At 67.6% G+C, this 14,541-nt stretch carries 11 protein-coding genes; 5 read left to right on the plus strand and 6 right to left on the minus strand.

Features of this window, described 5'->3' with window-relative positions; all coding sequences use genetic code 11:
* Nucleotides 1-15 precede the first annotated feature (15 nt).
* The 3 genes from AB3147_RS01435 to AB3147_RS01445 form a co-directional block, all read right to left on the minus strand.
* Nucleotides 16-1,470, minus strand: coding sequence for a peptidoglycan recognition protein family protein (locus AB3147_RS01435; protein ID WP_239215255.1), 1,455 nt, complete (start codon nt 1,468-1,470; stop codon nt 16-18).
* 217 nt (nt 1,471-1,687) lie between these two features.
* On the minus strand, nt 1,688-3,955 hold the full coding sequence (locus AB3147_RS01440) for an FdhF/YdeP family oxidoreductase (RefSeq protein WP_367351282.1): 2,268 nt from the start codon (nt 3,953-3,955) through the stop codon (nt 1,688-1,690).
* A 15-nt stretch (nt 3,956-3,970) separates the two neighbouring features.
* A complete protein-coding gene (locus tag AB3147_RS01445; protein ID WP_367351283.1) occupies nt 3,971-5,275 on the minus strand; it encodes a chloride channel protein in 1,305 nt (434 codons plus the stop codon).
* A 295-nt stretch (nt 5,276-5,570) separates the two neighbouring features.
* On the opposite strand from AB3147_RS01445, the gene AB3147_RS01450 reads away from it, so the two are divergent.
* From AB3147_RS01450 to AB3147_RS01460, 3 genes are read left to right on the plus strand one after another with little or no spacing between them, the layout of a single operon-like run.
* A complete protein-coding gene (locus AB3147_RS01450) occupies nt 5,571-6,248 on the plus strand; it encodes a CsgG/HfaB family protein (RefSeq protein ID WP_175123795.1) in 678 nt (225 codons plus the stop codon).
* Between the two features lie 11 nt (nt 6,249-6,259).
* Nucleotides 6,260-6,841 carry a DUF4810 domain-containing protein gene (locus AB3147_RS01455; protein WP_367351284.1) on the plus strand — a complete coding sequence of 194 codons (582 nt, stop codon included), beginning with the start codon at nt 6,260-6,262 and terminating at the stop codon, nt 6,839-6,841.
* On the plus strand, nt 6,841-7,497 hold the full coding sequence (locus tag AB3147_RS01460; protein ID WP_175123793.1) for a DUF799 domain-containing protein: 657 nt from the start codon (nt 6,841-6,843) through the stop codon (nt 7,495-7,497). The genes AB3147_RS01455 and AB3147_RS01460 overlap by 1 nt, the downstream gene beginning before the upstream one ends.
* 73 nt (nt 7,498-7,570) lie before the next feature.
* Here the strand turns inward: AB3147_RS01460 and AB3147_RS01465 are convergent, their stop codons facing one another.
* Both AB3147_RS01465 and dkgB read right to left on the minus strand, forming a co-directional pair.
* Entirely contained in the window at nt 7,571-8,680 is a 1,110-nt protein-coding gene (locus AB3147_RS01465) for an alkene reductase (protein WP_367351285.1), read from the minus strand.
* Between the two features lie 48 nt (nt 8,681-8,728).
* A complete protein-coding gene (dkgB, locus tag AB3147_RS01470; protein ID WP_367351286.1) occupies nt 8,729-9,532 on the minus strand; it encodes a 2,5-didehydrogluconate reductase DkgB in 804 nt (267 codons plus the stop codon).
* 122 nt (nt 9,533-9,654) lie between these two features.
* Between dkgB and AB3147_RS01475 the strand changes: the two genes are divergently transcribed.
* On the plus strand, nt 9,655-10,557 hold the full coding sequence (locus AB3147_RS01475; RefSeq protein WP_367351287.1) for a LysR substrate-binding domain-containing protein: 903 nt from the start codon (nt 9,655-9,657) through the stop codon (nt 10,555-10,557).
* Between the two features lie 97 nt (nt 10,558-10,654).
* Nucleotides 10,655-11,566, plus strand: a complete 912-nt coding sequence (locus AB3147_RS01480; RefSeq protein WP_367351288.1) for a DUF4261 domain-containing protein — start codon at nt 10,655-10,657, stop codon at nt 11,564-11,566.
* A gap of 120 nt (nt 11,567-11,686) precedes the next feature.
* Here the strand turns inward: AB3147_RS01480 and AB3147_RS01485 are convergent, their stop codons facing one another.
* Entirely contained in the window at nt 11,687-14,380 is a 2,694-nt protein-coding gene (locus tag AB3147_RS01485) for a LuxR C-terminal-related transcriptional regulator (RefSeq protein ID WP_367351289.1), read from the minus strand.
* Nucleotides 14,381-14,541 lie beyond the last annotated feature (161 nt).

The raw sequence follows: 14,541 nt of genomic DNA on the forward strand, positions 1-14,541 counted from the left end.
AATGCCGGCGGCCGGCTAGGACGCCAGCTTCAAGCTGGCGATGTAGCGCGGCGCGTCGGCGGCCAGCTTGGCCTCTACGTCGTCGCGCAGCTGTTCATACAGGGCGGCGTTCAGCGTCAGGCGCTGCGCGCAGGCCCAGAAGTTCACCTGGCGCGCGCCCCACTGCGCAAACAGGAAACGCTTGCGGCTGTCCACGGCGCGAAAGTAGTAGGCGCCCAGCGCCATCGACAGCCCGCCGCCGCGATCGCGCTGCACCGCGCCCAGCTGGAAGTTGCCGCCCGACTGCGACGACGCGTGAAAGTCGAAGAGCTTCACGGTGTCGTCGTCTTCGGCCAGCTGGCCCAGCGCGGTCACGGCCTGGTCCAGCACCGCCAGCTGATCCCGCCGCGCGACGGCCAGCAGCAGGTCGACGGCCACCTGGTCCATGCGGAACTCGCGCTCGTCTTCCTCGTGATGGGTGAAACTCATCTGTCCGCTGGTCCACCCCAGGTTCTCCAGCACTTCCACGTAGGTCTGATACCAAGCCTGCGACTGGGTGAATCTGTCATGCGCGGCGCTGGCCGCGCGTTGCGCCAGTTGCAGCGAATACAGCACGTCGCCGCGTTCCTGCTCCTGCAGGCCCGCCGCAAACGACAGCACGCTGCCGGCGTTGATGCTGGCCTGCGGCGCCTGCCGTGCGGTCTTGCCCGCGGCGCCGGCACGCAAGACGGCGCCAGAACGTTTGGCGGGCGCGCGCCGCCGCGCGACGGGCATGCCGGGCGGCTCCAGCGTCTGCACCGCCAGATCGTTCAGGTAGCCGTGGATACCAACCGCGTTGACGCCGTGGTCCGGCATGGTCGAGGTGGGCGCGGCGCTTTTGGATGCACGGCGCGCGGCCGGACGCGGCGGCGGGGCGGGCGACACCAGCGCGCCGTCCTCGGAAAACGTGGCGGCCAGGATGAAGTCCGCTTCCGCCGCGGAATAAGCGGGGTCCCAGTGCGAGTTTTCGGGGACGTGGCAGTGGCCGAAATGCCCGCTGGCCGAATCCCAGATGGCGGGGTCGCGGTTGTGGCCGCCGGGATCCTTGCCGTTCTTGGCTGGCAGCGGGCGGCCAGACGGCCACTTGCGGGGGATGCCGTGCTGTTCCTCGATCCAGCGGCACAGGCGCGCCACATTGGTGAGCGCGCGGCTGTCCTTGGGCAGATGCGCGAATCCCACCAGCTCGATCTGCACCGCCGAATCGCGATTGGTCTGCACGCCGCCCGCATCGTTGCGCAGCGCTCGCGCGCCTTCGGCGGTGTCGACGTGCTGGAAGATAGTGGTGGCGTCGACCGTGAAGTGGGGGTCGGAGCGGTTGCGGCGGAACGCGTCCATCGCACCCTGCGCGGTGCTGCCCTCGGTGGTGTGATGGACGATCTTGAAGGGGCCGCCAAGATGAGGCCCGCACGAACCCGATATAGGCCGCCACGTCGCAAAAGGACATCGTGCCATCGATGGTCTCCTGGGAACGGGCGCGGGTGTTCTTGGCAAGACGACATGACGACGATGATGCGGCGCCCATTGCAGGGATATATATGCGGACCTCATCCGCCTTGCTAGTAGCCGAAAGTATTAATCCTTGAATTTGCAATGGTGCTTACGCATCATCCGGCCCCGCTTGCGCTCATCCAGAGGAATGATGGGCGGCGGCCGGGGCATGCGGCGGCGCTCAGGCCGCTTTCTGGATCCGCACCGGAATCGACTTGTAGCTGGGTGTGCCGCTTGCCGTGTCCTGGTAATCCAACGGGCACAGGTTGTTGGCTTCCGGGTAGTACGCGCCCACTGACCCCGCCGCGATGTCATGCTGGATGGCCGTCAGCCGCAGCCGCCGGTGCGTCTGGCCGGGCAGGCTGGTGACGATGTCGACCTCGTCGCCGTGCGCAATGCCGTAGCGCGCCAGGTCGGCGGCATTCATGAACAGCACGTCGCGCCGGCCGAACACGCCGCGATAACGGTCGTCCATGCCGTAGATCGTCGTGTTGTACTGGTCGTGGCTGCGCAGCGTGGTGAGCCGCAGGATGTTGCCTTCGACGATATCCGGATCTTCGCGCAAGCCCGCGAACGGAATGAATTCCGCCTTGCCCGACGCCGTCTTCCAGATGCGCTCGGTGGGCGGCAGCGGCAGCCGGAAGCCGCCGGGAATGCGGATTCGTGCGTTGTAGTCGCGGAAATCCGGATAGATCTTTTCGATCAGGTCGCGGATGCGGTCGTAGTCCTCGATCAGGTGCGCCCAGTTGACGCGGCTGTTCGGCAGCGTCGCCTGCGCCATGCCGGCGATGATGGCCGGTTCCGAACGCAGGTGCGGTGAGGCGGGCGCCAGCTTGCCGCGCGAGGCATGCACCATCGACATCGAATCCTCGACCGTGACCGATTGCGCGCCGCCGGCCTGCACGTCGCTCTCCGTGCGGCCCAGCACCGGCAGGATGATCGACGCCTTGCCGATCAACAGGTGCGAGCGGTTCAGCTTGGTGTTCAGATGCACCGCCAGATCCAGTTGCCGCATGCCGCGCTCGCAGGCCTCGGTATCGGGCAGCGCAATCGCAAAGTTGCCGCCCAGGCAGATCAGCGCCTTGGCGCGGCCCGCGGCCATCGCCTTCATGGCTTCGACCGCATCATGGCCGGTGCGGTTGGGAGGCCGGAAGCCGAAGGTCTGCTCGACGTGGTCGAACATGGTGTTGTCGATCTTCTCGGTGATGCCCACCGTGCGGTTGCCCTGCACGTTGGAGTGCCCGCGCAGGGGACAGATGCCTGCGCCCGGCTTGCCGAAGTTGCCGCGCATCAAGAGCAGCGCGGCGATCTGCTGCACGTTGCTCGTGCCTTTTTCGTGCTGCGTGATGCCCATGCCGTACGTGACGATGGTGGCGTTGGAACGCGCATAGGCCTCGGCCACCAGCTCCAGGTCGCGCCGGCGCAGTCCGCTGGCCTGTTCGATGTCGGTCCAGCTCGTGGCGTCCAGGTCCTGCGCGAAGGCCTCGTAGCCGTTCGTGTGCCTCGAAATGAATTCGTGGTCGAGCGTGTTGCGCCCGTCGCGGTCCGCGTCCATCAGCGCCTTCATGATGCCCTTGAGCGCGGCGGCGTCGCCGCCGACCTTGACCTGGTAGTACGTGGAGGCGATGGCCGTGGAGCCGAAGGTGCCCATCTCGATCGGGTCCTGCGGATCGGCAAAGCGCTCCAGCGAACGCTCGCGCAGCGGGTTGAACACGATGATGGGCACGCCGCGGCGCGCGCATTCATGCAGGGTGCCCATCATGCGCGGATGGTTGGTGCCGGGGTTGTGCCCCATCGAGATGATGAGGTCGCACTTGTCGAAGTCGTCCAGCGACACCGTGCCCTTGCCGATGCCGATGGCCTTGGGCAGCCCGACGCTGGTGGCCTCGTGGCACATGTTGGAGCAGTCGGGGAAATTGTTGGTGCCGAATTCGCGGGCGTACAGGCTGAAGAGAAACGCGGCCTCGTTGGATGCGCGGCCCGACGTATAGAACTCGGCCATGTCCGGGTCCGGCAGGCTGGCCAGCGTCTGGCCGATGCGTGCAAAGGCGGCGTCCCATTCGATGGGCTGGTAAGTGTCGCTGGCGGCGTCGTAGGCCAGCGGATGGGTCAGGCGGCCTGCGTTCTCCAGGTCGTGATCGGTCCAGGTCAGCAGTTCGGTCACCGTGTGCGCGGCAAAGAACTCGGGCGTCACGCGCTTGCGGGTGGCTTCCCACGTGACGGCCTTTGCGCCGTTTTCGCAGAACTGGAACGTGGACGTATGCGCCTTGTCGGGCCAGGCGCAGCCGGGGCAGTCGAACCCGTCGGGCTTGTTGGTGCGCAAGAGCAGCACGGGCGCTTCGGCAATGCGCATCTGGTTGGCCACCGCCTGCGCGGTCGCCTTCAACGCGCCCCAGCCGCCCGCCGGGGCGTCGTAGCGGTGGATGCCAGTGGGTTTGCCTTGGGACATGCGGATCTCCGGATTTCAGGAAGCGGTGCGCGCGGCGGCGGGGGCGTCGGCAAGCCGCGCGCCGCGGGCGGCGAAGTAGCGGCTGGTCAGGACCGAGCCGGCCACGGCCACGATGATGGGGACAAGAAAGGCCTGGTCGACCCGGGTGAATTCCAGGATCAGCACCACCGCGGTGAGCGGCATGCGCATCGACGAGGCCAGAAAGGCGGCCGCGCCCACGACGGCAAACGCGCCGGGCGGCGAATCGGGCCAGGCCAGGCTCCATAGGCCGCCCAGCACGACGGCCATTGATGCGCCGACGGCGATGGCGGGGGTGAGCAGGCCGCCCTCCGCGCCCGCGCGCAGCGTGCAGGCGACCACAACCACCTTCATCACGGCCAGCGTGGCGGCCAGGGCGATGGTCAGTTCATTGTCGAAACTCAGTTGCGCCGGCCCCTTGCCGTTGCCCAGCAGCGCGGGAAGATAGATGGCAAGCAGGCCGATCAGTGTGAAATTGACCAGGCAGGCCACGGGCAATTGCCAGCCCCGGGCGGCCTGGGCGCGCGCCGCGGCGGTCAGCCGCTGCCAGCCGTGGGCCGCGCATCCGAACAGCGGCCCGGCGGCGATCGCCCAAACCACGAGGCTGGCGTTGATCTGCATGGCGGGTACGGCGTACTGGATGTCGTTGCCCAATCCCGCCCAGGCCACCACGGCGCCAATGCAGCAGGCAATGAGCGCCGCGACGACAGCGGGCCAGGCGAACGAGCCCAGCAGGACTTCCAGCACGAAGAGCGCTGCGCCGAGCGGCACGTTGTAGACGGCGGCCAATCCCGCGCCGGCGCCACAGGCGATGACGATCCGGTGCTGCGCGGGGGCAAGCCGCAGCAGCGCGGCCAGCCGGCCGCCCGCCAGCGCGCCGACTTCGCGCGGCGCCACCTCGCGTCCCAGCGGCGATCCCAGGCCCACCGTGATGATCTGCAGGATGGCGTGCGCCATCGTTGTCGCCGGGGGCATGGCTTGCGTGGGGTCTGACACCGCGTTCTTGACGCTGACCAGGGGACGGCCATAGCGATAGATCAGCCACCATCCGCCGCCGGCCGCCAGGCCGCAGGGCACCAGCGCCAGCACGCGGCGCGGGCCGCTGGCGGCCTGCACGCCTTCAAGAAAGGATTCGTGGCTGATGATGTGGCCGCCGCCGTAGCCGTACGCCAGGTGCTGGACGGCGTGCAGCAACATGCCGAGCAGCATGCCGCCCAGACCGGCGAACAGGCCGGTCAGGACGACCGCCAGGAGAAACCGCGGGCGCAGCCAGAAGGGATCGTCGGGCGTTGGATCGTTCATACCAGGAGGGGCTCCCGTCGTTGGCGCGCTGACCGAACGGCCGTGCAAAGGCTGGCGCGCGCTGCGATGAGGCAGTGTATGGCCCGGCGCCGCCGCGCTGGGCGTCCGGCGCCCGAAAACCATACTTATTGGTTAGGCGGTAATCCGCAGTTTCCTTGTTGAGCGTCAAAAAGGACCGGAATTTGGGCTTTATTTCAAATAGTATCTAAGTAATTCAGTACATATACTCCGGGTTCAATTCAATGGACGGATGCCGCCCGCCGCAAATGGCGCCAGGAGCGGCCTGGAGAAAAAGATGTTGAACAAGGTTGTAAAGATCGGGGCATTGGCCTTGCTGTCCACCGTGGTGGCAGGTTGCGCCACCGAGCGTTCCCAAGCCGTGGCCGTGCCGGCCGTCGCGGCGGCCAGCAAGCCGTACGCGGGCGTGCGCAGCCCCATTTCCGTCGGCAAGTTCGACAACCGCACCAATTACCTGCGCGGCGTGTTCTCGGACGGCGTGGACCGCCTGGGCGGCCAAGCCAAGACGATCCTGGTCAGCCACCTGCAGCGCAGCGGCCGATTCCAGGTGATGGACCGCGACAACCTGTCCGAAATCGCCCAGGAGGCCGCGTTCAACAAGAAGGCCGCCCAGATCAAGGGCGCGCGCTACGTCGTCACGGGCGACGTGACGGCCTTCGGCCGCAAGGTCACCGGCGACCAGCAACTGTTCGGCATTCTGGGCCGCGGCAAGGAACAGGTGGCCTATGCCAAGGTCGACCTGAACGTGGTGGATGCCACGACCTCGGAAGTGGTCTATTCCGCGTCCGGCGCCGGCGAATACAGCCTGTCCAACCGCGAAGTCGTGGGCTTTGGCGGCACCGCCGGCTACGACTCCACGCTGAACGGCAAGGTGCTGGACCTGGCCATCCGTGAAGCCGTGGACCGCCTGGTTGACGGCATCGAACAGGGCGCCTGGCAGCCCGCCCGCAACTGACGGAGGCCGGGATGACCATTCATACCCACCAACCCCGCACGGGCGCCGCGCGCGCGGGCCGCGCACTGGCGATCGCCGCCCTTGCGGGCGTGCTGTCGGCCTGCGTGCAGCAGCCCAAGTCCATGTATAGCTGGCAGTCCTATCAGGGCTCGGTCTATTCCTACCTGAAGGACGACGGCGGCGATTACGCGACCCAGACGCTCGCCATGGAACAGAACATCGAGACGGCGCGCGCGTCCAACGCCGAACTGCCGCCCGGTTTCCGTGCGCATCTGGGCATGCTCTACATGAAGATGGGCGACGGCGACAAGGGCGTCGAGCAGATGCAGGGCGAGAAGGCGGCCTTCCCGGAAGCCGCGCCGTTCATGGACTTCCTGCTGCGCAACGCGGGCAAGCTGCAGACGGTTGCCGCGCAGGCGGCAGGTACGGTGGCTGCGGGTTCGCCCGCCGCGGGATCGCCCGCCGCAGGTTCGCCTGCCGCGGGATCGCCCGCCGCGGGATCGCCTGCCGCAGGTTCGCCCGCTTCGGTCAAACCCGCTGCCGCCGCGCCGGCCGCGCCCGCCGAGGCCGGCACGTTGAAGAAGGGATCGTGATGATGAACAAACTCATGCGCGCCGGGCTCGTGGCCATCGTGGCGCTGCTGACCGGCTGCGTGGCGCCGCCCCAGAACAACGTCGACTACACCGCGTTTCGCGAAAGCAAGCCGGCGTCGATCCTGGTGCTGCCGCCGCTGAATACGTCGGTCGACGTGTCGGCTACCGCGGCCGTGCTGTCGCAGGCCACGCGCCCGCTCGCCGAATCCGGCTACTACGTGATTCCGGTTGGCGTCATGGAAGAAACGTTCAAGCAGAACGGCCTGACTTCGCCCGACGACATCCACGAGCTGCCCGCCGTGAAGCTGCGCGAGATCTTCGGCGCCGATGCGGCGCTGTACATGACGGTCAAGCAGTACGGCGCCAGCTACGCCGTCCTGGCCAGCACCGTTACGGTCTCGATCGACGCTGAACTGCTCGACCTGCGCAACGGCGCCAAGCTCTGGAGCGGTTCCAAGCAGGTGGTGCATGCCAACAACAACAGCAACGGCGGCCTTATCGGCATGCTGGTGCAGGCGGTGGTGGATCAGGTGGTCAACAACCTGACGGACCGCAGCTACAGTGTGGCCGGCATGACGAACGCGCAACTGCTCAGCGCCGGCACACCTGGCGGCATGCTGTACGGGCCGCGCTCGCCGCGCTACGAAGCCCAGTAAACCGGCCGGATGACGGCTTACCGCCCGCGCGCCAATTCTGGCGCGAGGGCGGCTTCGTTTGGGGCGTGTGGATTTACCGCGCCCCGGACACCGGATAGTCCGTCAACCCGCGCGCATCGCCGCCGAACAATGTGTTCCTGTCATGCTCGGCCAGCGGTACGTCGTTGCGCAGGCGGTCGGGGAGGTCCGGGTTCGCCACGAACGGCCGGCCGAAGGCGATCAGATCCGCCCAGCCCGCTTGCAGCGCATCGCGTGCGCGCTCGGCCGTGTACTTGCCGGCGTAGATCAGCACGCCGGGATACGCGCGGCGCAGCGCCGCTTTGAAAGACAGCGGCATGTCGGGGGCGTCGTCCCAGTCGGCTTCGGCGATGTGGATGTAGCCCACGCCGATCTCGCCCAGGCGCTTGGCGGCTGCGGTGTACGTGGCGACGGGGTCCGCATCCACGCAGCCGTTCAGCGTCGTGAGCGGCGCCAGACGGATGCCGACGCGGGCCGGATCGCCCAGCGTCTCGACCAGCGCGCGCGCCACCTCGTCCAGGAAGCGGATGCGGTTTTCCAGCGAGCCGCCGTACGCGTCGGTGCGGTTGTTGGCCTCGGAATCCAGGAACTGGTTGACCAGATAGCCGTTGGCCGCGTGCAGCTCCACACCGTCAAACCCCGCGGCAATGGCGTTGCGCGCGGCCTGGCGGTATTCCTCGACGATGGCCTGGATTTCCGCGACCGACAGCGCGCGCGGCGCCGAGGCCTGCACGAAGTTGGGGCTGCCGTCTTCGTTCTGGATGAAGACGTTGACGCCCTCTGCCTGAATCGCAGACGACGACACCGGCGCCTGTCCGCCCAGCAGGCTGGTGTGGCTCAGCCGGCCCACGTGCCAGAGCTGGGCGTAGATGCGACCGCCGGCGGCGTGGACGGCGTCGGTCACGCCGCGCCAGCCGGCCACCTGGGCGGTCGTGCATAGGCCGGGCGTGCCGGCGTAGCCCTTGCCCATCGGCGAAATGTACGTGCCCTCGCTGACGATGAGGCCGGCGCCGGCGCGCTGCGCGTAATAGCGCGCCATCAGCGCGTTGGCGCAATCGCCGGGCTGCGTGGCGCGCGAGCGTGTCATCGGCGGCATGACGATGCGGTTGGGCAGTGTCAGGCTGCCCAGCGCCAGCGGTTGGAACAGCGGATCAGTCGTGTGCATGGTTGAATTCCGTTCAGTTCAGTCGCGTTCGGTTCTGTCCGCTTCGGGTTAATCCCATTCCGCGGCCAACCCTTCCGGGCTGACTTCGCGGCCGTTGCGTTCCAGCGCGGCGATCTGCGCCATGTCTTCGTCCGTCAGGCGCAGGTCCTGGGCGAGCAGGTTGCTGGCCAGGTTGTCGCGCTTGGTCGACGACGGGATCACGGCATAGCCCAGTTGCAGGGCCCAGGCCAGCGCGACCTGCGCGGGCGTGGCTTCGTGGCGCTGCGCGATCTGGCCGATGACCGGATCCTTGAGCACCTTGCCGTATGCCAGCGTCATGTACGAGGTGACGTGAATGCCCTGTTCCTTCAGGAAAGCGGTCAGCGTGCGGTTCTGCAGGTAGGGGCTGAGCTCGATCTGGTTGGTGGCGATCTCTTCGCGGCCGACGGCGGCGATGGCGGCGCGCGTTTGTGCGATGGGGAAGTTGGAAATGCCGATCTGGCGGGTCAGACCTTGCGCCTTGGCGTCGGCCAGCGCGGTCATGAATTCGTCGACGGAAACGCCGTTGTCCGGCGCGGGCCAGTGGATCAGCGTCAGGTCCACGTAGTCGGTGCGCAGCTTGGCCAGGCTGTCCTTCAGGCTGGGGACGAGCTTGTCCTTCGCGTAATTGGGCACCCAGATCTTGGTGGTGATGAACAGGTCTTCGCGGGCCACGTTGGACTCGGCGATGGCCTGGCCGACGTCGGCTTCGTTCTCGTAGATCTGCGCGGTGTCGATGGCGCGGTAACCGACGTCCAGCGCGTTGCGCACGGAATTGATGACGGTCTGGCCTTGCAGACGGAAGGTGCCGACGCCAAAGGCGGGGATGCTCATGTAAAACTCCTGGGGGTGTGCGTGGCCGAACGTGCAGTGTTCGGGAATGGACGTAGTGTGCCCGCCGTATCCTTGCGGAAAAATACCGGTATCGGCGAAATACTTTTGATAAAACGTCAAATATGAAAACCACCCTCGACGAAATGCAGGTCTTCATCGCCATCGTGGACAGCGGCTCCATCACCGCCGCCGCCGACGTGCTGGGCCAGACCATCTCCGCCACCAGCCGCACCATGAGCCGGCTGGAAGAAAAGCTGCAGACCACGCTGATGCGGCGCACGACAAGGCGGCTGGCGCTGACCGAAGAAGGCAAGGCCTACCTGGAGCAGGCGCGGCGGATCATCGCGTCGGTCGAGGAGGCCGAAGAGCTGATGAACCTGCGCCGCAACCAGCCCGCGGGCCTTTTGCGCGTAGATGCGGCGTCACCCTTCATGCTGCACGTCATCGCGCCGCTGGTGCCGGCCTATCGCAAGCGCTATCCGCAGGTGGAGCTGGAACTCACCAGCAACGAAGGCAACATCGACCTCTTGGAGCGGCGCACCGATCTGGCGTTTCGCATCGGGCGTCTGAAGGACTCGTCGCTGCACGCGGTGGCGCTGGGCACGAGCCGCGTGCGCGTACTGGCCAGCCCGGGTTATCTGGCGCGGTACGGCACGCCGCGGCGCGCAGCGGATCTGGCCTCGCACGTGCTGCTGGGCTTTGCCCAACTGGAGCCGCTGAACGAATGGCCGCTGCTGGACGCGGACGGGCAGCCGGTGCATATCAAGCCGCAGGTGCGCGCCCAAAGCGGCGAGACGCTGCGCCAGCTGGCGCTGAACGATGGCGGCATCGTGTGCCTGTCCGACTTCATGACGCGCGGCGACCGCGCAAGCGGCGCGTTGCAGCCGCTGTTTGTGAAGCAGTTGCTGGAAGTGCGGCAGCCGATCAACGCGGTGTACTACCGGAATACCGCGATCTCGTCGCGCATCAAGTCCTTCATTGATTTCGTGGTCGAGACGGTGGGGACGCGCGGATTCGAGGAGTAGCGGGCGCGCGAAGATGTATCCAATGGCGACCTCGGCGATGCATGCGCCAGCGGGATCCTTATACTGTCCCCGTTTTTATTTTGAACCTTGGACACGCATGAGCCTCTTCTCCCGTTTCTTCGGCCGCAAGGAAGCCTCCACCGACGTCGCTGATCCCGCGGATTCCAACGCCCTGCTGGCGAATCCGGACATCGCGCAGCCGTTGAGCCTGCAGGTCCTGTTCGCCGCGCCGCTGGCGATTTCCGAGGCGGCGCTGACCGATGCGCTGCGCGCGTATCACCCGACGATGCAACAGGCGCGCGCCGAAATCGCGCCCGACATGCCGGAATTCCTGGGCATGGTCGGCTGGGACAAGCACGTCGTGCGGCTGGTGGGCTTCAATGCGCCCTACCCCAAGGACGCGCTGGAAACCTGCGTGGCGCCGTCGCACTATCCGGCCACGGTGAAGGACGAGGTCCGCGCGCACGTGAGCCACATCATCCTGTATTACGCGGGCTACGAGACCGATCCGCTGGAGCAGTACGTGGCGATGGCCGCGGTGGCGGGCGCCTTGGCTAATTTCAAGGCGCTGGCGGTGCTGAACGAGCATGCGCATACGTCGCTGCCGGCCGGCGTGTTTGCCGACGAGTCGCTGGGCGACGAAAGCATGGACCTCCTGCGCACGCTCCCGCTGAACATGCTGTATTGCGGCTTCGTGAAGTATGAAGTGGAAGGCGTGCAGGGCGTGTGGATGCGCACCTATGGCGGCGATGCGTTCGGCCTGCCGGATTTCGCGGCGCTCGCGACGGGCCATGACGAGGGCGAGATGTACTCGACCATGTTCAACAACATCATGGGCTACATGCTGGAAAGCGGCGCTGAGCTGGCTGCCGGCCACACCATGCAGATCGGCGAGGATGCCTACATGAAGCTGCGCGAGCCGGCCAAGGAGGAGTATTACCTGGACGGTCCGGGGCAGGTGCTGGTGGCGGAGATCATCTCGGCGGATCAGATCAACACGCCGGAATAAGTCAGGTCCGCGCGTGCCGCGATTGGCGCGCCGCGATCGGATGGGCCGCGATCGGTCGGGCCGCGCCAGGCCGGGCCGCGTCAGGCCGGGCCGCGTTGGACCGAGTCACTCCCGGCTCGGTCAGAGCAGGCCCGCGCTGCGGGCCCGCGCCACTGCCTGCGTCCGGCTGTCTGCACTGAGCTTGACGTTCAGGTGGCGCAGATGCGTGCGCACGGTGCTCTCGGAAACGAAGAGCTGCCGCGCGATGGCGCTGTTGGAATGACCCTCGGCCAGCAGGCGCAGCACGCGCAGCTCCTTGGGCGTAAGGCCTTCCGCGCACGGCGATTCGGCGGCCGGCGTGATCGGAGCGGCTGCGTAGGGACCGACCTGCGCCAGGTAGCGCTGCCACCACGCACGCGCGCCTTCTGACGCCAACCACGCATTGCCGGCCGCTGACGTGGCATGGCGTTGCAACAGGCCGGCCAGCGCCGCGCCCTCATCCACCAGCACGCGGCACAGACCTTCGGATTGCGCCGTCTGCAACAGCGGCGCAAGCTGCGCCGCTGCCGCACCATCGTCCTGCATCCGCGACAGCGCCACCGCGCGAAACAACTGAAGCTTGTACGCGCGCCGCACGCGCCGCGCCGCCAACGCCTTTGCGATGTCCTGATCCAGTTCACGCAGCGCGGCGGCGGGATCGCCGTCATACGCCGCGCAACGCAAACGTCCCAGCCGCGGATACAACAGGTCGTTGGCCGGCAGCCGCAGCGCTTCCACGCGGCGCCACAGGTCGGCGTCATCGGCGCGCAGAAGTTCGTCGCGCGCGGCCTGAGGATGGCCCTGCATCAGCAGCACGCGCGCGCGCTCGACGCGGGCGCTGGCCGCGATGCGCGGCAAGCCGCGCTGGTGGCCCAGATACTCCAGTTCGCCCAGCAGGTAGAAGGTCTGTTCGGCATCGCCTTCATAGAACGCCACACGCGCCTGCATCAGGTAGCCCAGGATCAGGTGGTCCGGCAAGCCGACGTCGCGCCCCAGCGGCACATACACCTGCAGCAGCCGCGCAGCCTGCGCGAGGTCGCCGGTCTCATACACCCACGCGGCATACAGCACGCCGGCCCAGGCGTTGCCGTTGGCCTGTCCGTAGGCGCCCTTGCGCGTGGCGCGCACCGCCATGCGAAAGCGCGCGCCCGCCTGGCGCATGCGTCCTTCCTGCAGGTCGATGATGCCCTCGACCGCTTCCGAGTACATCAGGTTGAAGGTGCTGGCGCTGCGGCTTTGCGCGCGCCGCGCGGTGTCCAGCAGTGCGCGCGCCTCGTGGTAGCGGCCCAGGACGGCGCTGACGTTGGCCATGGCGTTGGCCAGCGCGGTATCGGTGAACGACAGGGCGTCGCCCAGCGAGGCGACGCTGGGCATCCCGGCGGCGTAGGCTTCTTCCTGGCGATCCATCATGGACAACAGCAGCGGCTGCAACGCGCGCACGTGTGCTTGCACCGCGGGATCGGCGCTGCCGGCCAGCTTCAGGTCCGCCATCAAGGCGGACGCCTCGCCGGGACCGCGCGTGAAACAGGTGGCCCATATCTGCATGGCCTGCAGCAGCGGCCGCGTGGCAAGCACGGCGGCGGGCAGCTGGCCCAGCCAGCGCGACAAGAGGCGCATCCGGCCCTCGGCCAGCAGCGGCTCGGCGTGCGTCTGCAAGAGCGCCAGCGCGCGGCCGAAGTCGCCGCCGTCGATGGCGTGGTCGATGGCCGGCACGGGCCGGCCCTGCGCCTCATACCAGCGCGAGGCCGCAAGGTGCAGGTGCGCGATGTCGCCCGGCGCCTGCGCGCGAAGCTGCGACTGCAGGTAGCTGGCGAAAAGGCTGTGATAGCGGTAATGACGTTCGTCGGTGGCGGTGCGCGTGAGCAGCACGTGGCCGTCTTCCAGTTGCTGCAGCAGGTCCGCGCAGTCCAGTTCGGGCACGAGGGCCTGGCACAGCGGCGCGCTGAGCTGCTTGAGGATGCTGGTGCGCAGCAGGAAGCGCCGCAGCGCGGGCGTCTGGCTGGCCAGCACGTCCTGCGCCAGATAGTCGGCCACGGACTGGTCGCTGCCGGAGAACCGTTCGACGAAGGCGGCGGCCGACGGCTGCCGCGCGAGCGAGGCGGACGCCAGGCACAGCGCGGCCGCCCAGCCCTCGGTCTTGCGATGCAGCAGCTCGACCTCGGCAGGCGTCAGCATGGGTTGGCGGCGCGCGAAGAACTGCGTGGCCTCGTCCACCGAAAAGCATAGTTGCGCGGCGTCGATCTCCAGCAGCTGATTGGCCGCGCGCAAGCGGCCCAGCGCCAGTCCGGGCGTGTGCCGCGAGCCGATCAACAGCCGGCCGTGCGCGGGCAGGCGCCCGATCAGGTCCTGCGCCAGGTCCAGCACTGCGGGGGCGGTGATGGCTTCGAACTCGTCCAGCACCAGGGCGAACGGCGCCTCGTGCGAGGCCACGGCCTCGACCAGCGCCAGCGCCAGCGTGTCCTCCGAATCGTGGGCGGCGAATGCCGCGCTGGCGTCGCCGGACAGCGCACCCAGCGCCGCCATCAGGCAACGCAGAAAGCGCGAAAGGTCGTTGTCGGCGCGGTCCAGCGTCAGCCAGGCGGTGCACATCGGCGCACTTTGCAGGCGCGCCTGGCATTGCGCCAGCAACGTGGTCTTGCCGTAGCCCGCAGGGCCGCGCGCCACCACCACCTTGGGTCCTTCCGGACGGCAGATCGCCTCGCACAGCGCAAGCCGGGCGACATGATCGCCATGCGCGGCCGGGGCATTGAGCTTGCCGCTGGCCAGCGCGTGTTCCATCGAGAACGAATGACGCATGGGCTGCCTGTTCGAGGACTGCGGTTTGCGGGGATCGTTGCGGGAAAACCCGCGATGCGCGCGAAAAATCGTCGCTTTGGACGAAGGCGAAATCGCGTGCCTACGATACAAAAGGACGCTCCCCGGAGCAATACGCACACCGCCGCAAAGACGGCGTAAAC

The sequence above is a fragment of the Achromobacter animicus genome, assembly GCF_040775605.1.
GTDB lineage: Bacteria > Pseudomonadota > Gammaproteobacteria > Burkholderiales > Burkholderiaceae_B > Achromobacter > Achromobacter animicus.

What these genes read in the sequence shown, in the direction of transcription:
- AB3147_RS01435 (WP_239215255.1), bottom strand. Translation starts at nt 1,470, where the DNA reads ATGGCACGATGTCCTTTTGCGACGTGGCGGCCTATATCGGGTTCGTGC.
- AB3147_RS01440 (WP_367351282.1), bottom strand. Translation starts at nt 3,955, where the DNA reads ATGTCCCAAGGCAAACCCACTGGCATCCACCGCTACGACGCCCCGGCG.
- AB3147_RS01445 (WP_367351283.1), bottom strand. Translation starts at nt 5,275, where the DNA reads ATGAACGATCCAACGCCCGACGATCCCTTCTGGCTGCGCCCGCGGTTT.
- AB3147_RS01450 (WP_175123795.1), top strand. Translation starts at nt 5,571, where the DNA reads ATGTTGAACAAGGTTGTAAAGATCGGGGCATTGGCCTTGCTGTCCACC.
- AB3147_RS01455 (WP_367351284.1), top strand. Translation starts at nt 6,260, where the DNA reads ATGACCATTCATACCCACCAACCCCGCACGGGCGCCGCGCGCGCGGGC.
- AB3147_RS01460 (WP_175123793.1), top strand. Translation starts at nt 6,841, where the DNA reads ATGATGAACAAACTCATGCGCGCCGGGCTCGTGGCCATCGTGGCGCTG.
- AB3147_RS01465 (WP_367351285.1), bottom strand. Translation starts at nt 8,680, where the DNA reads ATGCACACGACTGATCCGCTGTTCCAACCGCTGGCGCTGGGCAGCCTG.
- dkgB (WP_367351286.1), bottom strand. Translation starts at nt 9,532, where the DNA reads ATGAGCATCCCCGCCTTTGGCGTCGGCACCTTCCGTCTGCAAGGCCAG.
- AB3147_RS01475 (WP_367351287.1), top strand. Translation starts at nt 9,655, where the DNA reads ATGAAAACCACCCTCGACGAAATGCAGGTCTTCATCGCCATCGTGGAC.
- AB3147_RS01480 (WP_367351288.1), top strand. Translation starts at nt 10,655, where the DNA reads ATGAGCCTCTTCTCCCGTTTCTTCGGCCGCAAGGAAGCCTCCACCGAC.
- AB3147_RS01485 (WP_367351289.1), bottom strand. Translation starts at nt 14,380, where the DNA reads ATGCGTCATTCGTTCTCGATGGAACACGCGCTGGCCAGCGGCAAGCTC.